This is a genomic window from Luteibacter jiangsuensis (assembly GCF_030812295.1).
GTDB lineage: Bacteria > Pseudomonadota > Gammaproteobacteria > Xanthomonadales > Rhodanobacteraceae > Luteibacter > Luteibacter jiangsuensis_A.
The window spans coordinates 282,834-304,699 of sequence record NZ_JAUSSK010000003.1 but is presented as its reverse complement, the minus strand read 5'-3'; the positions used below and the strand labels follow the sequence as shown (position 1 = coordinate 304,699).

Here is a 21,866-nt window from a genome sequence, read left to right as displayed (position 1 = left end):
CGACATCAACGGCGTCGAAGCATTTCGACACCTACAGACTGGACGAGGTAGACGTCGTCCACTTGCACGGTGTCGTGATTGCCGCCTTCATTGGCGATCTCCAGCAGGACATGTGCCGGCGCCGCGAACGCCGCGCCATTGACCACCAACTCCACGCTGCTCCACTCCCCCTCGCGGGCCATCGTCGCCGTCGAGCCAAGCGGGAGGGCATTGGCACCGTCGCCGTCGCTCATCGACAACGTCGCCCTGACCTGTGTGTCGCCGTTGTCGGAACGAACACGAAAGCGCAGGACATACGCGGCTTCCTGGGACAACGTGCCGAAATGCGCGTAGACCGCCTGATGGATGCCGGCGCCGGTGTAGAGCGAAGCGTAGGGATTTCCGGACGGGTCATAACCGATGGACGGCAGTCCCGAGGTACGTGTCCAGCCATCCAGGTTATCGAACTGGCCATTCCTTACAGGCAGACGGCACGCGTCCGCACCGCTGACCTGCTGGCAGAGTGGCAAGCCGGAAGGATCGGGACCATTGCCCGCGACGGCGGTGCCCGCGGTCGCGCACAGGGCCATGGCGAACGCAGGGCGATAAAGGGACTTTAACGAGATCATGCACTTTCCTTGTGTGGGAGTTTTCCGGAAACACGCATCGATCAATCGGCGTCGGGAGTCACGCCGGCGGGAGTACGGATGATGCGGACATCGTCGACCCAAAGCATGGTCGGCGTGTTGTTGTCCTTGCGCTCGATACCTATCAGCATCAATGCCTCGGACGGTTCGACGGCGGTCTCGACCTTGAACTCGATATCCTTCCAATCCCAACCCACGGTCTCGTCGGCCGAGGCAAGATAGTGGATCGCGTCTCCCTCCTTCGAGCCGCCCAGCATCAGGGTGGTCTCGACGTTGGCCGGCATCGGGCCGGAACCACGTGCACGAAGCCGGACCGTGTAGGTGTGTACTGCCGATGCCGCGCTCGTCGATGCCTGCGGAAGCAATGCCCCCGAAGCCGCCAGGGCGTACCGCCCCGGCATGGCAAGCACGCGCGAATCCGGCGTGGCGCCCAGATAGGGATTGAGCGAGTACTCGCCGGCTTTCAACACCCATCCTGCGATTGCTTCCGGATCGTGGGGATGTTCGAAATCACCATTGCCAAGACCCACGCGGCACAAGGTCTGCTTCCCCGTGTCCTCGCACACCGGCATGCCGCTGGGAGCGGCGTCGCGCCGGGGCTGCTGGATGAGACCCAGGATCGATACGTTGATGAGGGCTCCCGAGATGGGCACCACGCCGCCCCTGGCCAAGGACATTCCACCAGGGGCATGGCCCGGAGCCATGTATGCCTGCGCTTGCGCGGCGGCACCCGTCTGGCATGTGAGCGTGAGCAGCGCCGAACAAAGCAACACTTTCTTCTTCATGATCGTGGTTTCTCCTTGAAGTGGGGCGGCGCCCTTCCCGGGGCACCGGCCGAGGTCATGTTCGCCCGTCGGGCTTGTCCCGGCAGGCGCGGGCATTGCATCAAATCCAGACCGGTACTGGGGCGTGCCCCACAGCAGGCAAGGGCTGCGCCGACAACCAGTTCCGAATAACCTTTCATTCCCGCCCGGACCACACACATCCAGACCGGGAAGGCCCGTCACGGCTGTCCAGTCAAGTACTTAGCAGACAGCCCCCGCACCGTACCCCGGCGCACACCGGCCTCCCACGGCACCCGGTATACTGTCGGGTCTTTCCGAACCACCGTTGCCCATGAACCCCAATTTCCTCGATTTCGAACAACCCATTGCCGAATTGGAAGCGAAGATCGAAGAACTTCGTCACGCCAGCAGTGGCCAGGCGTTCAATATCGATGAGGAAGTCGGTCGGCTGCGCGAAAAGCTCAAGGTCAAGACGGCCGAGATCTTCCGCAACCTCACGCCCTGGCAGGTCAGCCAGGTGTCGCGTCATCCGGCACGGCCCTACACGCTGGATTACATCCAGGCGATGTGCGAGGAATTCCACGAACTCAAGGGCGACCGCATGTTCGCCGACGATCAGGCCATCGTCGGCGGCCTGGCCCGGATCAACGGCCGCTCGATCATGATCGTCGGCCACCAGAAAGGACGCGACACCAAGTCGAAGGTCAAGCGCAACTTCGGCATGCCGCGCCCCGAGGGTTACCGGAAGGCCCTGCGCCTGTTCAAGCTCGCCGAGCGTTTCCACATCCCCGTGTTCACCTTCATCGATACCGCGGGCGCCTGGCCGGGCATCAATGCCGAGGAACGCGGGCAGTCGGAAGCCATCGCGCGCAACCTGCTCGAAATGGCGGACCTTCGCGTTCCGGTCATCTGCACGGTCACGGGTGAAGGCGGTTCCGGCGGCGCGCTGGCCATCGGCGTGGGTGACCGCACGCTGATGCTGCAGTACTCCACCTATTCCGTGATCACGCCGGAAGGCTGCGCTTCCATCCTGTGGAAGAGCGCCGACAAGGCCAAGGACGCCGCCGAGGTCATGGGCCTGACGGCACCGCGCCTGCTCGAGAACGGTCTCATCGACAAGATCGTGCGTGAACCACTCGGGGGCGCGCATCGCAATCCCCAGTCGATGGCGATCCGCCTGAAGGCCGTCCTGCTCAACGAACTCGACGCGCTGGAAACCCTGTCCACCGACGAACTGCTGGAAAGACGTTACAAGCGCCTGCGTGCCTACGGCGCCTTCAGCGAGGGCTGAAGCAAGCGGCGAGCCGAAAGGGACGGGGCGCACGGCTAACGCGTACCATCGGCTCATCGCCGACACCGGAGCCCGCCATGGCCAATGACGTCACCCAGAAGCTCGCCGTGTTGATCGATGCCGACAACGCGAGGCCGGCCATCGTCGATGGGCTGCTCGCCGAGGTAGCGAAATACGGCACGGCGCACGTCAAGCGCATCTACGGCGACTGGACGGGGCCGAACCTCAACGGCTGGAAAACCGCGCTGCTCGATCACTCGATCCAGCCGATCCAGCAGTTCGCCTATACCTCGGGCAAGAACGCCACCGATTCGGCGATGATCATCGACGCGATGGACCTGCTTTATGCGGAACGTTTCGACGGGTTCTGCATCGTGTCCAGCGACAGCGATTTCACGCGCCTCGCATCGCGCATCCGCGAGGCCGGCCTCATCGTCTATGGCTTCGGTGAGCAGAAGACGCCGAAAGCTTTCGTTTCCGCGTGCGACAAGTTCATCTATACCGAAGTGCTGGTCGGTACCGAGCAGAACGAGAACGAGGTCGCGCCCGCACCCAGGAGCGCGCACGAACTGCGCGGCGATACCAAGCTGATGAACCTGCTGCGCAACGCGGTGGAGGCCGCATCCGACGAAAACGGCTGGGCCGCGCTCGGTGGCATCGGCAGCATCCTCAGCAAGCGCTCCCCCGATTTCGATTCGCGCAATTACGGTTATTCGAAGCTGAGCGGGCTCATCAACGGGATCGGCCTGTTCGACGTCGAGGAACGCCAGTTCGGCAATGCCAAGCATCTCTACGTGCGCTTGCGCGGCAAGGCAAAATGAGCGTATCGCTCGCCGATCATCTCGATCGTTCGCTGCGCGAGGCGGAAGACGCACCGCTCGTCGTCGCCTACAGTGGTGGCCCCGATTCCACCGCGCTGCTGCACGCGCTTGCCAGCCGGACGCACCGCCCCATGTTGCGCGCGCTTCATGTCGACCACGGACTGCACGCGGAGAGCGGCGCCTGGGCCCTGCATTGCCGCCGGTTCTGCGAGTCGCTGGAGGTGCGATGCGACGTGGTTCGCGTGGCGGTCGACCTGACGCGGGGCGAAGGTGTCGAAGCGGCGGCACGTCGCGCACGGTACGCCGCGTTCACGGCTTCGCTCCAGCCGGGCGAGCAGCTGGTGCTGGCCCATCATCGCGACGACCAGGTGGAAACCATTCTGCTGAAGCTGCTGCGCGGCGCCGGTCCGGAAGGCCTCGCCGGCATGCGCGAACGACGTGCGCTGGGCGCGGGCACGTTGTGGCGCCCCTTGCTCGACCTGCCACGCGCGGCCCTGCTCGACCACGTCGCGGAGTACCGGCTGGACGTCATCCACGACCCCTCCAACGACGACCCGCGCATCGCGCGCGCCTATCTGCGCGCCACGATCATACCCGCGTTGACCGCGCGCTGGCCCCAGGCGGCCACCAGCATCGCGCATGGTGCCCGTTTGTGCCGGGAGGCCGCGGACAACCTTCGCGAGGCGTGGATGGACGCCCTGCTCCGCCTGAGCGGCGAGAACGATACGCTGGACGCCAACGGCTGGCTCGCCCTGCCTCCGGCATGGCGCGCACCCCTGCTGGAACACTGGCTCCATGAAGCGGGGCTTTCCGCACCGACCACCGCACAACGCGAAGCGCTCGAACGGCAGGTCCGCGAGGCCGCCGCCGAACGCCTGCCGTTGGTCGGCTGGGATGGCACCGAGGTGCGCGTATGGAAGGGCCGTCTTTGGGCCATGCCTCGGTGCGACGCCTTCGACGGCGGCTGGTCGGCCTCCTGGCACGGCGAGCCGCTCGCGCTTCCCGGCGGCGGCATGCTCTCCCTGTCCCACGGCAGGCTCGCCCACGCCGTGACGGTTCGTTACCGGCGCGGAGGCGAAGCCCTGCGCCCCCACGGGGACAAGCACACACGCGAACTGCGGGACCTGTTCCAGCAAGCGGCCGTGCCCCCCTGGGAACGTCCCCGAATCCCACTGGTCGAGATCGATGGCCGCCTCATCGCGGTCGCCGACAAGTGGCTAAACGACGAAGGAAAAAGCCTGTTCGACGCAGCCGGCGGACGACCGGTGTGGCACCGCGGCGATTGATCGAAACCGCCATGTGAGCTAGTTTTGCGGCCATGCCGAAGTCTCCCGCCACCCCCGTGCCCGCCTCCTCGATTGCCGAATTCGAGCACTCGCTGGACGAGCTCGAACAGCTGGTTACCCGCATGGAAGGCGGCGAACTCAGCCTCGACGAATCACTGAAGTCGTTCGAGCGCGGCATCGGTCTCTACCGGCATTGCCAGACCGCGCTGGAGCAGGCGGAACTGCGTGTGCGCCTGCTGCTCGATCCTGAAGCCCCCGATACCGCCGAACCCTTTGACTCCCGCATCGACTGACCTGCCGGCCCCCCTCAGGGCGCTGGTCGGCCGGGCCGACGACGCGCTCGCGCGCGCCCTGCCCGCCGAAAACCTCCCGCCCAGCGACCTGCACCGGGCGATGCGTTATGCCGTGCTCGGCGGCGGCAAACGCCTGCGCCCCCTGTTCGTCTATGCGGCGGGCCATGCGTTGGGGTGCGATGACACGATCCTCGACGCACCGGCCTGCGCGGTGGAGATCATCCACGCCTATTCACTGGTGCATGACGATCTTCCCGCGATGGACGACGACGCCTTGCGTCGTGGCCGGCCCACCTGCCACATCGTGTTCGGCGAGGCCATGGCGATCCTCGCCGGCGACGCCTTGCAAGCGCTGGCGTTCGAGATCCTCGCCACGCCACACGTCGGCGGTGACGCCGACCGGCGCATCGCCATGCTGCGCGCGCTGGGCGCCGCCTGTGGCGCGGAGGGCATGGCCGGGGGACAAGCCTTCGATCTCGCCGGTGTGGGCCAGCAACTCTCGCTCGACGAACTGGAGCGCATGCATGCCTACAAGACCGGTGCGTTGATCAGGGCGTCGATCCGCCTTGGCGCGCTAGCCGCCGGTTGCTCGGATGCCGGCATGCTCTCCCGCCTGGATCGTTACGGCCACGCCGTCGGCCTCGCCTTCCAGGTCCGCGACGACATCCTCGACGTCGAGGGTGAGTCCGCCGTGATCGGCAAGACGGCCGGTAAGGACGCCGCCGCCGACAAGCCCACCTTTCCGTCGATCATCGGCCTCGACGCCTCCCGCGTGCGCCTCGCCGGTCTTGTCGACGAAGCCCTCGAAGCCATCGAACCGTTGGGCGAACGCGGCGAATGGCTGGCCGAACTGGCACGCTATTCCGCACACCGCGGCCACTGATCCCGTTCCATCCGCTTGGATGGATAGGACGTGATGTCCGGCAAGAAGAAACGTCCTTGCTGGAAGGCCGAGCCTGACGGCGCAACATCACCGGAAATGCGCGGAGTACCAAAAGAAAGCCCGCCGAAGCGGGCTTTCCATCAAGACACTCCCCAATCAGGCGATCAGGCGCAACGCGAAGGGATATCGGTAGCTGCCGGTCTGGCTCACCCGTATCGCCGCGATGATGCAGAACACCAGGTTGAACAACCACAGCAGCGGCGTCAGGAACGCGCCGATGATGACGAAGGCGAGCACCCAGCAGATCACATAGCCGATAAGCACGGTGATCTGGAAATTCAGCGCCTCCTTGGCTTCCGTCACGAGGTAGCTCTTTTCGGCACGATCCTTGTGAACCAGCCAGACGATGAGCGGCACGATGATGCTGAAGATGATCCCCGAGAGATGGGTCAGCATCGCGATGTTCTTGTCGTCGGTGTTCGGCGCCACGGGACCGGTGGGCTCGTAAGGCGGCGGGGACGGCGGGGGCGACGGCGGGACCTGATCGGACGGCGTACTCATGGCGCAACTCCGTGGGCGATGTCGCGCCCACTGTCCGATTCGCCCGGCCGCCTGTCAAGCCGACTTGCGGCACATGGGCGGCCCGCCCGTGCAGGCAATCACTCGCCGGCGATCGTCATCTTTTCGACCAGCCAGGAGCCGGTGAGGATATGCGACCGGCGGTCGACGTCCGCGCCCACCGCCACCAGGTTCGCGTACATGTCGCGCAGGTTGGCGGCGATGGTGATCTCCTCGACCGGATAGGCGATCTGGCCGTTCTCGACCCAGAAACCCGAGGCGCCGCGCGAGTAGTCGCCGGTGACGATCGACACGCCCTGCCCCATCACCTCGGTCACCAGCAGGCCGGTGCCCAGCTTGCGCAGCATGCCGGCGAAGTCGTCGTCACCCGTTTTCACGAAGAGGTTGTGCACGCCGCCCGCGTTGCCGGTGGACGACAGGCCCAGTTTGCGTGCGGAGTAGCTGCCGAGGATGTAGCGCTGTAGCACGCCATCGACCACCAGGGGCGCGTCCAGCGTGGCCACGCCCTCGGCATCGAACACCGACGAGCCCAGGCCACGGGGAATCAAAGGCTTTTCATCGATGCGAAACCAGGACGGCAGGATCTGCTTGCCCGCGTGGTCCACCAGGAAGCTGGAGCGGCGATACAGCGAACCCCCGCTCACGGCGCCCAGCAGATGGCCGAGCAGCGATCGCGCCACTTCCGGCGCGAACAGCACCGGCGCCTGACGGGTACCGATGCGCCGTGAACCAAGCCGCGACAGCGTACGTTCGGCAGCCTTGCGGCCGATCGCGGCGGCGTCCATGAAATCACCCGCGCGCCGTACGCTGTCGTACCAGTAGTCGCGCTGCATGCCATCGTCGTCGCCCGCGATCAACGCCACCGAGAGCGAATGCCGCGTGCCACGCTCGCGACCGAGGAACCCGTGGGAATTGGCGTACACCGATAGGCTCTGCCCCGCGTTCACGCTGGATCCGTCGGAGTTCGTGATACCGGCGATGGCCCGGCCGGCCTCCTCGATCTCCTGGCCCAGGGCGATGGCCCCGTCCACGTCGATGTCCCACGGGTGCCATAGGTCGAGGTCGGGGAACGACGTGGCCATGCGATCGGCGTCCGCAAGGCCCGAGGCAGGGTCTTCCTCGGTGAACCTGGCGATGGCGCAGGCCTGGTCGATGGTCGCCTGGATCGAGTCCGGATTGAGGTCGGCGGTGCTGGCCGAGCCCTTGCGCTGGCCGAAGTACACGGTCAGGGCGAAACCCCGGTCACGCGTGTGTTCCACCGTCTCCACCTCGCCCAGGCGCACGTTCACGTTCAGTCCCACGTCGACACTCGCGGAAACCTCGGCCTGGGTCGCCCCCGCGGCGCGGGCACGGCGAATCGTGTCCTCGGCCAGGCTGGCAAGGCGGTCGAGGTCCTGGTGGCTGGTGTCGAGGGTGGCAACTTGGCTCACGTGGGCATCCCGGGGGCTGGCGGTTAGAATGGCAGGCCGCACGCGGCCGACCCGATACACATGGGGTCGCGTCACCCGATCAAAAGCAACGCACCGCGCATGGTGCCATGGAAATACCGTATGAGCGTCCGTGTCGGCTACTACCGCCACTTCAAGGGCATGCCCTACCGGGTGCTGGGTACCGCCCTGCACAGCGAGTCGATGGAGGAAATGGTGCTCTACCAGGACCTCTACGACCAGCACCGCTTGTGGGTGCGTCCCGCCGCGATGTTCGCCGAGACGGTGGAACGCGACGGCAAGACCTTCCCCCGTTTCACGTTCGAACGCGAAGCGGATTTCGAGCCCATCACGGATGCCCAGCCATGAAGCCTGTCGACGACCGCCCGCGCGACGGAGACGAAGAGGACTTCGGTCCGAGCCGCAGCGAGAAGCGCCGCAATGCCCTCGACATCCTGAAGCTGGCCGGCCAGCTCATGGAGTTGCCGCCGAGCCGCATTCCGAAACTGAACTTGCCGGACGACATCGTCGACGAGATCGGCCGGACGCGGAAGATCACCGCGCATATCGCACGCAAGCGCCAGCTGGCCTTCCTCGCCAAGCAGATGCGCCGGCATGGCGATGAGGCATTCGCGGATGCGCGCGCCGCGCTGGGCGAGGATCGCGACCGCCAGCGTCAGGAAGCCGCGCACATGCATCGTCTCGAGGCACGGCGCGAACGCCTGATGGAAGGTGGTGACGTCGCCCTCGGCGAACTGTTCGACCAGTACCCGGACCTCGACCGACAGCACCTGCGCTCGCTGGTTCGCCAGGCCAAGGCCGAACGCGAGGCGAACAAGCCGCTGCACGCGTTCCGTGAGCTGTACCGGATATTGAAAGAGCTGGAAGCATCCTCGCCAGGGGAATGAGGAAGATCCCCGCGCGGTGGAGCCACCCCGGGTGGGAGCCGAGCTTGTCGGCGATAGGTGCTTGCCTCGACCTGGCCCGCTGCCGCGGGATCGCCGACAAGGTCGGCTCCCACCAGAGCATGCCTTATCCAAGGGAAGGCGACTACATCCAAGCGACTGCGACGACGGTCGCGCCGAATAAAAAGGGCGGTGGAGAAATCCACCGCCCTTTTCTTTTACTACCGGTTTTACCGGCTATCGCTTAGAAGCCGATCCCGAGTTCGAGATGCTCCGGCTGGGTCTCGATCAGCGTCGAGCTCTGGTCGGAAACATCGTCGTAGGCGAAACCGTAGGCCTTGCCATTCACGCCGTGCAGGTGCCAGAAGCGCGAATAGTAATTCGCCGGTGACTGCTGGTAGAACGAGCCGGAATCCTTCCACAGCGTCGTGTCTTCCATCACGTGACGGTTGAACGCGGCGCAGATCTGCGCTTCGAGCTGGCCTTCCACACCCCAGGGATCGTTCGACCGGGCCAGCGCGCCCTTGCCTTCGAGTACGTCCTGCGTGTTGGGCTTGGCCACCTTGAACAGCATGCCTTCCGGCTCGTCCTGTTCGTGCGTGTCGGCCCAATTGGTGTGGGTGAAGGTCAACACGCCGTCGATCACGGTACCTTCGAACTGCTTGTTGCCGATCGTCATCTGCAGCACATGGTTCTGGTAGTACGTCCACGACTGGTCGATGTAGTCGTCGAAGTAATGCCCCTGCGGCTGCCCGGCATCGAACGCCGCCTTGCCCGGTGCGAGGATGCGGATCGGGTCGGCATCGGTCAACTGGAACTCAGCGGGGACCTCCTGGTTGTACTGGGCGAAGATCTGCGCGCGCGTCTGGGTGATGCCCGACGACTCGTGCCTCGTCTTGTCCCCGCCATACACATCGAGCGACAACGGGATCGAGAACTGGTCGACCTGCGTCGTGTTGATGAAGATGGCGTTGTCGTTCCAGGTGAACTCATACCAGTCGTAGTACACGCCGATGTTCGGATCGGTGCCGTTGAGCGGGTTCGGACCGGCGAAACCGATCGATCCATCGGCCGCCTTGAGGATCTTGATGTACATCGGCTCGCCGACCGACACGAAGATCCGGCCCGAATCCATCTTCGGCAGCTTGAGCAACTTCGCCTGCGCAAGGGTGAAGAAGTAGTTCGGGTAGTTCTGGCCGTTCTTGGTCAGATGCCCGGGGCCATCGTTGTCTTCCACCGCGGCGGCGGTCAGCGTGCCGTCCGGCTTGACCCACGAGAACACCTGCGATGTCGGATCGCGGCCGATAACGGCGACGTAGATCTGGTCGTCGCGGTACTTGCCGTTGGTCGTGTTGCGCAGCTGCGTGCCGATGAAGCCCGGGTACGTCTCGTAGTTGAAGCCCTGCGACGGATCGTTGGCCTGCGGGTTTTCCGGCGGGGTGCCGGTGTCGCCACCGCCATCGGCGGCATAGACGCCCATTTCCCACAGCGAGTACCCATAGGGGCTCGAACGCTTGAGGCCCGTCATGCGCACGTACTGGGCCGATCTGGCCGGGAAGGCAACGGTTTCCACGCCACCCTGGCTGTTCTCGTTGTCGTACGCCGGCGTCCAGGTCTTGCCATCGATCGAGGTGTCGATGCGGTAGGCGAGCGCATGCGCGTTCTCCCACGACAGCACCACCTTGCCGATCACCTGCACCGAACCGAGGTCGACCTGGATCCATTGGTCGTCGGTGAAACCCGAAGACCAACGTGTCCCGGCATCGCCGTCATTGACGTTCTCGGGCTTGAAGGCGACCGCGTTCTCGCTGTCGGACGCGAGCACCGTTTTCTTCAGGGCGAGATTGCCCGTGGCGGGAACGCCCACGTCGGGCTGTTGCGGCTGGGTCTGCTGCGGCTGGTCGCTCACCGGTTGTTGCGGCTGCGACGTGGCGGCGGCTTGGTAGACCTCGAACTCGAACAGCGAGTTGCCGTACCCGGTGGCGCGCGCCGTGCTGTTGATGCGCACGTATTGGGCGGTCACCGCCGCGAACGTCTGCGTATCCACGCCACCCTTGCCGACGATCGGGTCCTTGAACACGGGGGTCCAGGTCTGGCCGTCATTGGACGTGTCGAGCGTGTACGAGCTCGAATAGGCGTTCTCCCAGCGCAGGATCACGTGGTCGAAGGTCTTCGGGGTGCCGAAGTTCAGTACCAGGTCGGTCGGGTCGACGCCCGGTGCCGAGCTCCAGCGGGTCGTGAAGTCGCCATCGACCGCCTTGGACGCATCCAGGTCGCCGCGCTCGGGATCGACGTGCGACGAAGCGGTGGCGCCGAGGGCGATGTTCACGCCACCCTTGCCGTCACCCGGCGTACCCGGGCTTGGCGGGTTGCTGCCACCACCATCACCCGGTTGCTGGGGTTGCTGCGGGGCCGGACCAGCCCACGCAGGCGGGTTGAAGCCGTCGGTGGAGTTGTCGACGGTAAGCGTCACATCGTCGCTTGCCGTCGTGATCCCCTGGGCGCTGACCACGTTCACACGCAGGACGCTGCCGTTCTGCGCCGCCGTGAGGGCTCGCGTCGCGTACGTACCATCAGCCGTGCTCGAGAGCAGGGACAGGACATCCTGGTCGTTGGCGTCCTTGGTCACGGTGTACCAGTCGTATGTCAACGGACCCACGCCCGACGCGGTCACCGCGAAATGCGCCGAGCGGCCGACGCCCGCTTTCTGGTCGGCCGGCTGGCCGGTGATCACCGGAGCGACCGCCTTGGCTCCCTTCACGCACAGCACGTGGCCCGGATTGTTCTCCGCCACTTCGCGATGGACATCGCCGGTCGAGTTCACCTGGAAGGCGAACGTCGAATCGTTCGGATCCTTGCCTTCCGTCCAGGTGGTCCAGGCACCGGGGAACGCCGCCGTCGAGTAGTTCTGGCCGCTGATGGCCAGCGCTTCGGCGACCGTCGGCAGGCGCATGCTGGCCGCTGTACAGGTCGAGATCGCCACGGACTGCGTGAACTGCGCACCCTGGTCGGGGAAGCCGCGCTGGATGCGGTCCCACTGCAGGCCACTCAGGGTGTCGGTCACGAGGTTGGAACCGGCCGTCGTCGTGTAACGGTCGGTCAGGTTGCAGCAGGTGGGCGAGTTGTACACCTCGAACTCGTACAACGAGTAGCCGTAGTCAGTCGCACGGACGAGGCCCTGCATGCGGACATAGCGTCCCGTGACGGGCTTGTCGAAGGTGACATCCTCGGTGCCGCCGATGCTCGTGTCGGTGTGGTACGCGACATGGGTGTCGAAACCGGTGTCCGGATCATCCGAGTACTGGATCTCGTACGATGTGGCGTGCGCGTTCTCCCACTTGAGCACCACACGGTTGAACGTGCGCGAAGCACCGAGATCGACCGTGATGAACGCCTTGTCGTCACCGATCTTCGAACCCCAGCGGGTGGTCTCGTCGCCGTCGACGGCCTGCCACGCCGCGGTACCCTGCGGATTTTCCACTTCCGACGCGAGCGTCGCCTTTTCACGTGCCAGGTTCGCACCCGGCGGAGCAAGGGTGAGCTTGGCGGATACGGTCGCCGACGCGCCGGTGATGTTGGTGACGGAAACGGTATACGTGCCAACGTCGCCCGGCTGCACCGACGGAATCGTCAGCGTCGGCAGGTCGTCGCCGACCGGCGTACCGTCGTGCGACCACTTGTAGTGGAACGGCGAGGTGCCGGCCACCAGCGTGGATGCATCGAAGATGGCCGGCTGCCCGGGATTCGCGCGAACGTCGGCCATCGTTCCGGTGATCACCGGCGGGCGCGCCGCATTCACGGTGAGCGGTGCGGTGATCGACGGCGCGGAGCTGCCGAAGTTGCTGACAACCACGGAGTAACCGACGTTGTTGTCGGCCACGCCCAGTGTCGGCGTGTCGTAGCCGGGGTTCGTGGCCCCAGGAATGACGACGTTGTTCTTCATCCACTGGTAGGTCAGCGTCGGCGATCCCGATGCCGTGACCTGGAAGTGGGCGCTCTGGCCCTCGTCCACGTTTTGCGGCTGCGGCTGGGCCGAAATCACGACCTGGCTGAAGGGGAATACCTTCAACGTGGCCGGTGCCGATTCCTGGTCCGGCCCCTGGCCATGGACGACGACCGAATACGTGGAACCGTCGTCCGCCAGCGTCGTTGCGGGGGTGGTATAGCTCGCACCCGTCGCACCCGGGATCTCCACGCCATTCTTCTTCCAGGTGAAGGTCAGCGGCGGAGCGCCCGAGGCCGTCACGGAGAAGCGGCCGACGTCACCGACGGTGATCTGCTGGCCGATCGGCTGCGCGATGATGGCGGGCGGACCGGAGACGGTCGGCGCGGCAGGCACGTCGACGATGTTGAACGTCGCGGAGCCCGTCAGGAGACCCGGTGCCGAGGCGGTCACCGTGACCTGGCCGGCCGCGAACTTCGAGCGCAACGCGATCTTCTGCAGGCCGCCTTCGAACTGCAGTTCATGCGAGCCCGGGGAATGGTAGCTGTGCAACGGCTCCGGAACATAAACGCCCGGGTTGGCCGGCTGCTCGCCCGGCTGAAGACCGGCGCCGTAGTCGACATATTGCTGCGTGCCACCCTGGTAGGTGACGATGTCGGCACCCGATGCCACGTCGAAGGTCACCTTCTGCGACGCGTCCGGCACGACGACGCCGTTGGCATCGACCACCTTGGCGACGATGAAGGCGGCGTCCGAACCGTTCGCGGTCACCTGGAAACGGGTGCCGTCCGGCCTCACCACCGCCGGCACGACATCGAGTTCGATATGGTCGGCCTTGCCCGCGGTCGTCACCGTATCGGCCACCGGGTTGCCGCTGTCGTCGGTCCGCACGTTACCCAGCGCGTCGATGCACTGTGCCGTCGCGTTGCCTTGCTGCCACGTGACGTTCCAGTGGACCTGGCCCGGCAACTTCGTGGTCATCTGCGCCTTGTCGGAACCGACGATCTTGCCCGTCAGTTCGTCCGTCGCGCCGTTCTCGGCGTTATAGGACGCATCGTCGATCGTATCCCAGGTATTCGGCGTCTGGTCGAGGCCCTGTGGCACGCCGTTGATCAACAGGCGAACCTTCGGGCAGTTACTGAACGCGTTGACCTGGATATCGCCTGCGCGATTCCAGTGGTGCGCCAGCTTGACGACCGGACGGAGTTCGTAAGGAACCCAGACCGATTCGTAGATGTAGTACAGCATGCGCGGGAAACGGTTCGCATCGGTCATCGACGCGTTGTTGCCGCGGACGTTGTGACGGAACGCCTTGATGGGGTTTCCGTCCGGGTGGTTCATGATGTTGCCGTTCGCGTCGCGCTGGTATACCCAATGGGTATCGTCCTCGAGGCCTTCCACCATCTCGATGACTTCGCCCGGGGTATCGGACATGTACCACTGCGCCATGCCGAACGTGCCGACCTTGCGCGCCTGCGAGTACGGCACAAGGTAGTTCAAGGCGAAGGCCAGCTCGTGGTCGTACGAGTGGCGCAGCGTACCCGGCCCCCAGTATTCCGCGCCCCATGCGGGCTTGTTCGGGAATTCGGTGGAGTGCAGGTAGGTCTCACATCCTGCCTTCGAACAGCTGAGGATGTCGCCATTGGCGGCATCGGGCGTGCGGTCGGCGGCGGCGCGAGGGGCGATGGTGTCCCACGAACGCGCGAGAGCACGCAGTTCCACCGCGAACGGCGTGAACATCGCGCCATTGTCGTGTTCCCAGGCCAGGATCGACGGGTGACTGCGATCGCGGATCACGATGTCGCGATGGACCTCCCGCTTGATCGTCCACATGTCGTTGCAGGCCTTGTCGCCGGCGGCACAGGGATTGGCGAAACCGTTCTCGCCGTCGCCGCTGGGCTGCACGATGAACACGCCCAGCGCATCGGCCGCCTCGACGAATTCGGGGCTGGAGGGCGAGTGGCCCGGACGCCAGAGATTGCCACCACCGGCGGCAAGCTGCTGCAGATCGCGCCATTGCTGTTCCTCGGGCACCGAGGAACCGAGCGCCGGGTAATCGTAGCGGCCCGAGCCACCCCACATGTACTGCTTCTTGCCGTTGACGTAGGGGAAATCCTTGTCCCACGTGATGGTGCGGATACCGAGCGTGCTCTGCTTCGCATCCACCACGACACCGTCGATACTGACCGTGTGCAATACCTTGTAGAGGTACGGCTTGCCGTCCAGGCTGTTGTTCGGATACCAGAGCGTCGGATGCGGAACCGTCAGCGTCTCGTCGAAGACCGGCGTCTGGTCATTCGGTACGAAATTCGGAGCGAGCGTCTTCTGCTGCTGGTCCGTCGCGACGAGGTTACCCTGGGCGTCGACGATCTGCGTGGTCAGGATGACCGACTTCGGGTCCTTCGTCTCGTTCACGACGTTGGTCTGTACGCGGACGGTGGCGGTGCTGTGGTCTGCGGCGATGCTTTGCGTGCCGACGTACGTGCCCCATGTGTTCTGTCCCGCGTACACGTTTTCCGGAATGTGCACGAAGTTGGTCACGTGCAGTTTTACCGGACGGAACAGGCCGGCTTCGGCCTGGCCGAAACGGAACGAGCCGGAGAATCCCGGGTCCTCGAAGAAGCCGCCGCCGCTTCGGCTGACCTTGACCGCCAGCACGTCGGTGCCGTCGAACTTCATGAGCGGCGTCAGATCCACGATATGCGGCAGGAAGCCGATGACGTGGGTGGCGTTCTCGTCCGGCTGGCCCGCCTGGTTGAGCACACCGGTGCCGTGGATGAACTGCCCGTTGAGGTAGACACGGTCGCCCGTGTGCGCCCCCTCGAACTCGACCATCACCTTTTTACCGGCGAACTTCGCCGAGTCGGTCAGCTTGACGCGATACCAGCTGGTCTCGCCATCGAGGCTGCCCTGGCCGCCACCGGACTCCTGGTTGATGAAGGTGGTGAAGTCGTTGGCGGCGTGCGGGATACCGACGGTCAGCCAGCCGCTGTCGTTGAAGGCCGGATTGGCACCGTCGTCGCCATTGGGCACCGGTGCGTACACCACCGGATCGTTCGGATTGACGACGGCCTGCTTGGTGTACTTCCAGGGCCGTGCGCCGAGGTTGATGTCCTGGCGATCCGACGGCGCGAGCGTGACGGCCTGGGCCGTCGCGGTAACGCCGACGAACGCGAAGGCGAGCAAGGCGCATAGCCTCGCTCGCCTTTGCGTACTGCCGGGTGATGCGGATGGTCGTTTCATTGGATCGGAGTCCCCTGTTTGTGCCGCGTGGGAACAGCGCGATGCTCGGCGCGCACGACGCCATGAGCCGGCGAATGAATCGCCGGCTGCCTGTGTCGTTCTGCGGTGAGTGGACTGTCAACCCTGATGCCGGTCTCTGCGAGCCCCTGCAGCTCTACCGGGTTTAGCCATCCATACGCTGTCTGCGCGGATCATCCGCCTGCGTAATGACAGTCACAATACCAATTAGGGGTACCGCCCCGAAAACGTCCACCATACGCTCGCGTTCCGTGACACGCGTCCGGTTTAGCGCAAGTGGATAGGTTTGGACAAGACGGCTTTTTAGCCTCGAGGCAGGGGAGCCGAAGCGAGGTCAGGCCGCGGTGCCACCGACGGTCATGCCATCCACACGCAGCGTCGGCTGACCGACGCCGACCGGCACGCTCTGGCCATCCTTGCCGCACACGCCCACGCCCTCGTCGAGCGCCAGGTCGTTGCCGATCATCGACACGCGCGTGAGCACGTCCGGGCCCGAGCCGACCAGGGTGGCGCCCTTCACCGGACGGGTGACCTTGCCATCCTCGATGAGGTACGCCTCGCTCGCGGAAAAGACGAACTTGCCATTGGTGATGTCCACCTGCCCGCCACCGAAGTTCACGGCATAGATGCCGCGCTTCACCGAGCGGATGATTTCCTCCGGCTCGCGGTTGCCTGCGAGCATGTACGTATTGGTCATGCGCGGCATCGGCAGTTGCGCGAACGATTCGCGACGGCCGTTACCGGTGGACTTCACGCCCATGAGCCGAGCGTTGAGCTTGTCCTGCATGTAACCCTTGAGGATGCCGTTCTCGATCAGCGTGGTGCACTCGGTGGGCGTGCCTTCGTCGTCGATGCTGAGCGAACCGCGCCGGCCCGGCAGCGTGCCATCGTCCACCACGGTGACGCCCTCGGCCGCCACGCGCTGGCCGATGCGGCCGGCGAAGGCGGAGCTGCCCTTGCGATTGAAGTCGCCTTCGAGACCGTGCCCGATGGCCTCGTGCAGGAGGATGCCCGGCCAGCCGGGACCGAGCACGACGGTCATGCTGCCCGCCGGGGCGTCCACGGCCTCTAGGTTGACCAGCGCCTGGCGCACGGCTTCGGCGGCGAACGCATGCGCCCGGCCGTTCTCGATCAACTCACGGTACCCATAGCGGCCGCCACCACCCGCATGCCCCTGCTCGCGGCGCCCGCCCTGTTCGGCGATCACCTGCACGTTCAGGCGCACCAGCGGGCGCACGTCGGCGGCGAGCGTGCCGTCGGAACCGGCGACAAGGATCGTATCCATGGTCGCCGCCAGACTCACCACCACCTGTTTCACCCGTGGATCCCGCGAACGCGCATAGGCGTCCACCTCGCGCAGGAGGGCGATCTTCTCTTCGTTGGGCAGGCTCTCCACCGGATCGATCGCCGGATACAGTCCACGACCGGTGGCGATCGCCAGCGGCTTGCCCACGCCCGCACCGCCTTGGGCGATGGCGCGCGCGGCGCGCGACGCTTCCAGCAGCTGCGGCAGGACGATTTCGTCGGAGTACGAGAAGCCGGTCTTCTCGCCGGATATGGCCCGTACACCGACGCCCTGCTCGATCGAATGGCTGCCATCCTTCACGATGCCTTCCTCCAGCACCCAGGACTCGCTGCGCGAATGCTGGAAATACAGGTCCGCGGCATCGATCGAGGGACCCATGAGCTGTGAAAACACCCGGTCCAAGTCATTCGAGGCAAGGCCGCCCGGCGTGAGCAGGCGACGTTCGGCGAGGGAAATCAGGGAATCCATCTGGGCAGCCGGTAGCGGAAACGGGAGCCCCGATGATGGGGCCTGGAACCATCAGGTTAAACCCCGGAGTCACACTTGGATTTCCCCGATCGGTCAGCGCGCTTCGGGAGCGGTCGAGGGGCCACCCTTGTCGATGGGTGTGAAGACGGGTTTATCCCAGCTGCCCGTGACGTGGTAACGCTTGCGCGCGGCCTGGTTGAGGCCCTTGCCCAGGATGCCCTGTACCGCCAGGCCTGCCGCCGCGCCGACCGGTCCGCCGGCCAGGGCGCCCACGACGGGCAGGCTACTGCCCAGGTGTGGGACGACCAGCACTTCCTGGTCGTAATCGCGCGCCTTGAGGCCGGCGCGGCCGGTGATCGTGATCTCCGCGGCGGGTGCGCGGATCTTCAGGTTCTGCGTGGTGGCGTTGCCGTCGGCGAAACGGAAATCGCCCGTGATCGAATCGAAGGCGAAACCCTTGCCGAGGACGTCGCCGAAATCCAGCGACAAGCGCCGGGGAAGTTCGGTGACCGAGACGAGTCCGAACAGCCGGCCCACGCCGGGCTGTACTTCGAGGATGCGTCCGTTGGCGACGTCGACCCTCAGGGTGCCATCCATGTTCGCCAATGCCAGCGCCGAAGGTCCGCCCGGCCACGCCGCGTCCAGGCGTGCCTCGGCGCGGCCACCTTGCAGGATGCCGGCGAAGCCGAGCGCATCGAACATGCGCGCGACGTCCTCGGAAGCGAAATCCATCGACAGATGGGTGCGGCTGCGCTTCTCGTCACCGTTCCAGTCGCCTGTGGCGGTGATCTGGATGTTCTTCGACTGCGCCCGCAGCTGGTCGATGTGCATGCCTTCGTCGGTCGGCCAGGTTTCCAGCCGCGCCTCGCCGAGGCGCGCCTTGCCCAGCCGCATGTCGGTCACTTGCAGATGCAATGGCGGCAGGCTGGCGGGAGCCACGCCGGCTTCGTTCGAATCCGGCGGTTTCGGTGCCTGAGCAGGCGTTTCCCTGGCCTCTTCCGCCTTGGTCACCGTGGCGGCGACGGTCGTGGCGGCAGACGCCACCGTCTTGCCTTTCTTCGCGGCGTCGGCCGCGTCGTCGGCCGCGGGCCACCACAGACGATCCATGCGCGCGGTGATGCCGCGCCGGCGCAACTCATCGTTCGGCACGGTCATCTGGCCAGCCATGGCGTCGCTATCCACGCGCAGTGACAACGCTTGCGTGCCGGGACGGGCGACAAGATGCATGTTGGCGAAATGCTGACCAAAGACTTCGCCGTCGTCCGCACTCACGTCCAGTGCCGACAGGCCAGGTCCACTGCCGCCGGTGGAAAGGCCGACCACGTATTGGACCCAGCCGGAGACATCGAGCCGGGCGGCGCGACCGCCGATCAGGTAACCCTGCGCTGGCATCGTCGCCGGCACCGTGCTGCCGAGATTGAACGCCGCGGCGATAGGAGCCGTGTCGGTCGGCAGGCGCAGGCGGCCACGCACGACATCGCCCAGCGCGACATCCAGGCGTGCCCCGTCCACGGGAAGCCCGACACGCACCGAAAGCGGCGTGGCGGCGTTCGCCGGTTTCTTCACAGGCGCGGGCATCGTCAATTCCACGCCACGCAGGTCGGAATCGACGCGCAGCGTCTGCGCGGCAGCGTCTCCCTCTCCCGTCTTGCTCAGGTCGAAGCCGATGCGGAACGTGCCGCGTCCCTTCGCGATGTCGGCCAGCCATTTCAGGTTTTCGAAATCCCCGATCATCTCGCCGACCGTGAAGGCACCGGTGAGCGAGGCGTCGACGATCCTGGCCGGATCGCCAGTGGCGCCCGCGATGGCGACGTCGAGATCCGCCGGCTGGCCGTGAAATGCCGTTTTCAGGCCTTTCGCGGAGAAGCCCGTGCCATCGAACGTCATGGGCCCGGTGATCTTGTCGAGGCGCAGCTTCCACGCGTCGGCGACAAGATCCGCGTCCTTGATGGTTGCCTTGCCTTGCAGCGTGAAGTCCTTCGCGCTCTTCAGGGGCATCAGCAGGTTGAAGCCGAATTCGCCCGTACCGCCGAGCTTCATCGCGTCGAGCGCCTCGCGGCTGCGACTGGCGACCGGGCTGTTCTTGATGAAGTCGAGGTAGCTGCCGCCCGTTCCCGCGCCGCTCACCTTGAGATCGAGGATGCCATCGGCGAAATCGGGAATGGCGGCCGACGCGGAACTCACCGCGTTGCCGAGCGAATGGCCTTCGGTCGCTTCGACATACATGCCGTTGCCGATGAAGTTGGCGACGGCGGCGACGCCCTCGGCGCGCGGCCACCCCGTGCCGTAGTCGAGCACCAGATCGGCGATCGCCGCGCGTGCCTCGAAACGGCCCTCCTGGTTCCTGAAGGGAAAATCGCGCAGGTTGCCGCGCAGCAACGCCGACCCACCTTCGATACGACCGGACACGAGACCGCGGTTGAGCCAGTTCTGCGCGCCTTCGGACATCGAATGGATCGGCCAGAACAGCTTGGCGGCTGGCACCTCGCCTTCGCCGAGCGCGACGTACATGTCCATGAAGGGCCCGGTATCCGCGGCAGGCAGGACCAGCTCGCCACGCACCTGTCCGCCGTAACCCTCGCCACGGAAATCCAGCGGATCGACACCGACGTGCCAGTCACCGTCATCCTTGTAGACGGCGATGTCGCCGCCGAACGAAGACATGACGAACGGTTTGCGGAATACACCCGTGGCGTCGATCGTGGTGGGCTGCTTCGGCAGGCTGAGCGCCAGTGCCTCGCCATCGCCGAACACCTCGCCCTTCAGCGACGACACGCCCGGCAACCCGCCACTCGCATCGATGCCCACTCCGGAGAAGGTGGCATGCGCGAAGCTCACTCCGTCGACGGAATTCCAGTCGGCGCGCAGCTGGTCGAAGCGTCCGTGTGGATGCCCTTCGCCCAGCCAGCGCGCCAGCGATGGCGACATCTGCGGCAAGACGCCCGCCCAGGGCAGCAAGGGCGCCAGGTCGAGCGTGCGCCCCATCAGCGTACCGTCGCTTCGTTCACCCGATTTGCGCAGTACGAGGGCGACATCGCTGCCGTCGTTTCCCGCCCAGTCGATCCGCTGCCCGTCGGCGGTGCGGTGGAAATCGACGACGCCATGCAACCCCGCCGTGCTTACCGTGCGTGCGGGCCCGCGGATGGCGAGGTTATCGAGGTCGAGCCGCGACGTCGCGCGCACCACGTGCGCATCGCGCCAGTCCAGCCACGTTTCGAAACGTCCCTTGCCACCCGCCAGGGCATAGCCGTTGGCGTCGAAATCGCCGGTGAGCGCCGCGAAATCGACATCGGCGCCCTTTACGTAGACGCGTCCGTTCGAGCCGTCGTCGGCGAACCGGCCCGCGGCGCTGAGCAGCCCGCCGACATGCTCGCGGCGCAAGGTGCCTCCAAAGCGGATGGTCCTGCCTTGCAGGCTGATCCGGAGCTTGTCGGCGACCAGTCCGTAATGCCGCTGGGTGGTGTCGTCGGCGATGTCCAGGTGCAGGTTGCCAAGCCAGAGATCGGCCGAAAGGTTGCCCAGGGAAACCTTCTGGGTGCCGCCTCCCGCACCGAAACCGTCGATGCTCCAACGCCCGTCGACGGCGCGGCGCAAGCCGAGGCGAAGATCGCTCAGGCGCAGGTTGACGAGATGCCGCGACGGCAGCACGAACGCGCCGAAATCGAGCTTCACCGCCGCCTGCGGCAAATGCAGCGGTTCACCGCCCTCCGTGGGCGCGATGCTCACGTCGCGCATCACGAACAGTGGACCGGAGGGTCGCCAGAAGCCTTCCAGCGAGGCGAAACGCACCGGCCGGTGCAGGCGTTCGCTGAGCATGGCGGCCACCCGTTCCGGATAACGCGCCGCCAGGGGCAGCAACAGCTGGCCGAGCGCCATCACGATCGCGAGGGCGACCAACAGGCTCGCGACCAGACCCAGGAAGAAGAACCGCAGGCGTCGTGCGCGATGGCGCCAGTGCGGATTCACCGGCCCGGGTTCCGGCGGTGCGCGCC

The 21,866-nt window shown here is 65.7% G+C and carries 14 protein-coding genes; 7 read left to right on the top strand and 7 right to left on the bottom strand.

Annotated features, from left to right (window positions below):
• Positions 1 to 5: 5 nt before the first annotated feature.
• Together J2T07_RS11510 and J2T07_RS11505 are read right to left on the bottom strand one after the other, a co-directional pair.
• Positions 6 to 608, bottom strand: coding sequence for a hypothetical protein (locus J2T07_RS11510; RefSeq protein ID WP_306850111.1), 603 nt, complete (start codon positions 606 to 608; stop codon positions 6 to 8).
• 41 nt (positions 609 to 649) lie between these two features.
• Positions 650 to 1,411: a hypothetical protein gene (locus J2T07_RS11505; protein WP_306850109.1), complete on the bottom strand. Its 762-nt coding sequence runs from the start codon at positions 1,409 to 1,411 to the stop codon at positions 650 to 652.
• A gap of 331 nt (positions 1,412 to 1,742) precedes the next feature.
• Between J2T07_RS11505 and J2T07_RS11500 the strand changes: the two genes are divergently transcribed.
• The 5 genes from J2T07_RS11500 to ispA all read left to right on the top strand — a co-directional run bounded on the left by J2T07_RS11500 (position 1,743) and on the right by ispA (position 5,985).
• A complete protein-coding gene (locus J2T07_RS11500; protein ID WP_306850107.1) occupies positions 1,743 to 2,702 on the top strand; it encodes an acetyl-CoA carboxylase carboxyltransferase subunit alpha in 960 nt (319 codons plus the stop codon).
• Between the two features lie 77 nt (positions 2,703 to 2,779).
• On the top strand, positions 2,780 to 3,523 hold the full coding sequence (locus J2T07_RS11495) for an NYN domain-containing protein (protein WP_306850105.1): 744 nt from the start codon (positions 2,780 to 2,782) through the stop codon (positions 3,521 to 3,523).
• On the top strand, positions 3,520 to 4,809 hold the full coding sequence (gene tilS / locus J2T07_RS11490) for a tRNA lysidine(34) synthetase TilS (protein WP_306850103.1): 1,290 nt from the start codon (positions 3,520 to 3,522) through the stop codon (positions 4,807 to 4,809). The genes J2T07_RS11495 and tilS overlap by 4 nt, the downstream gene beginning before the upstream one ends.
• Positions 4,810 to 4,841: 32 nt before the next feature.
• Entirely contained in the window at positions 4,842 to 5,102 is a 261-nt protein-coding gene (locus J2T07_RS11485) for an exodeoxyribonuclease VII small subunit (RefSeq protein ID WP_306850101.1), read from the top strand.
• Entirely contained in the window at positions 5,083 to 5,985 is a 903-nt protein-coding gene (gene ispA / locus J2T07_RS11480) for a (2E,6E)-farnesyl diphosphate synthase (protein WP_306850099.1), read from the top strand. The genes J2T07_RS11485 and ispA overlap by 20 nt, the downstream gene beginning before the upstream one ends.
• A 156-nt stretch (positions 5,986 to 6,141) precedes the next feature.
• On the opposite strand, the gene J2T07_RS11475 is transcribed toward ispA, so the two are convergent.
• Positions 6,142 to 6,546, bottom strand: coding sequence for a DUF4870 domain-containing protein (locus J2T07_RS11475; protein WP_306850097.1), 405 nt, complete (start codon positions 6,544 to 6,546; stop codon positions 6,142 to 6,144).
• A 98-nt stretch (positions 6,547 to 6,644) separates the two neighbouring features.
• Positions 6,645 to 7,994: a metalloprotease PmbA gene (gene pmbA / locus J2T07_RS11470; RefSeq protein ID WP_306850095.1), complete on the bottom strand. Its 1,350-nt coding sequence runs from the start codon at positions 7,992 to 7,994 to the stop codon at positions 6,645 to 6,647.
• A gap of 120 nt (positions 7,995 to 8,114) precedes the next feature.
• Here pmbA and J2T07_RS11465 point away from each other — a divergent pair, with 120 nt between their 5' ends.
• Both J2T07_RS11465 and yjgA read left to right on the top strand, forming a co-directional pair.
• The gene (locus J2T07_RS11465; RefSeq protein WP_306850092.1) at positions 8,115 to 8,360 is read left to right on the top strand and encodes a DUF1653 domain-containing protein; all 246 of its coding nucleotides are present in this window, start codon (positions 8,115 to 8,117) and stop codon (positions 8,358 to 8,360) included.
• Positions 8,357 to 8,899 (top strand): ribosome biogenesis factor YjgA, encoded by a 543-nt coding sequence (gene yjgA, locus J2T07_RS11460; protein ID WP_306850090.1) that lies wholly within the window; start codon positions 8,357 to 8,359, stop codon positions 8,897 to 8,899. Before J2T07_RS11465 ends, yjgA begins: the two co-directional genes overlap by 4 nt.
• A gap of 241 nt (positions 8,900 to 9,140) precedes the next feature.
• Here the strand turns inward: yjgA and J2T07_RS11455 are convergent, their stop codons facing one another.
• From J2T07_RS11455 to J2T07_RS11445, 3 genes are all read right to left on the bottom strand, one after another.
• Positions 9,141 to 16,025, bottom strand: a complete 6,885-nt coding sequence (locus tag J2T07_RS11455) for a beta-1,3-glucanase family protein (RefSeq protein WP_306850088.1) — start codon at positions 16,023 to 16,025, stop codon at positions 9,141 to 9,143.
• Positions 16,026 to 16,434: 409 nt separating this feature from the next.
• A complete protein-coding gene (gene tldD / locus J2T07_RS11450) occupies positions 16,435 to 17,874 on the bottom strand; it encodes a metalloprotease TldD (RefSeq protein ID WP_306850086.1) in 1,440 nt (479 codons plus the stop codon).
• Positions 17,875 to 17,967: 93 nt separating this feature from the next.
• The gene (locus J2T07_RS11445) at positions 17,968 to 21,840 is read right to left on the bottom strand and encodes a YhdP family protein (protein WP_306850084.1); all 3,873 of its coding nucleotides are present in this window, start codon (positions 21,838 to 21,840) and stop codon (positions 17,968 to 17,970) included.
• Positions 21,841 to 21,866: the final 26 nt, after the last annotated feature.

Excerpts from the sequence above, each read along its gene's own strand:
- J2T07_RS11510 (WP_306850111.1), bottom strand. The coding sequence starts at position 608 with ATGATCTCGTTAAAGTCCCTTTATCGCCCTGCGTTCGCCATGGCCCTG.
- J2T07_RS11505 (WP_306850109.1), bottom strand. The coding sequence starts at position 1,411 with ATGAAGAAGAAAGTGTTGCTTTGTTCGGCGCTGCTCACGCTCACATGC.
- J2T07_RS11500 (WP_306850107.1), top strand. The coding sequence starts at position 1,743 with ATGAACCCCAATTTCCTCGATTTCGAACAACCCATTGCCGAATTGGAA.
- J2T07_RS11495 (WP_306850105.1), top strand. The coding sequence starts at position 2,780 with ATGGCCAATGACGTCACCCAGAAGCTCGCCGTGTTGATCGATGCCGAC.
- tilS (WP_306850103.1), top strand. The coding sequence starts at position 3,520 with ATGAGCGTATCGCTCGCCGATCATCTCGATCGTTCGCTGCGCGAGGCG.
- J2T07_RS11485 (WP_306850101.1), top strand. The coding sequence starts at position 4,842 with ATGCCGAAGTCTCCCGCCACCCCCGTGCCCGCCTCCTCGATTGCCGAA.
- J2T07_RS11475 (WP_306850097.1), bottom strand. The coding sequence starts at position 6,546 with ATGAGTACGCCGTCCGATCAGGTCCCGCCGTCGCCCCCGCCGTCCCCG.
- J2T07_RS11465 (WP_306850092.1), top strand. The coding sequence starts at position 8,115 with ATGAGCGTCCGTGTCGGCTACTACCGCCACTTCAAGGGCATGCCCTAC.
- yjgA (WP_306850090.1), top strand. The coding sequence starts at position 8,357 with ATGAAGCCTGTCGACGACCGCCCGCGCGACGGAGACGAAGAGGACTTC.
- tldD (WP_306850086.1), bottom strand. The coding sequence starts at position 17,874 with ATGGATTCCCTGATTTCCCTCGCCGAACGTCGCCTGCTCACGCCGGGC.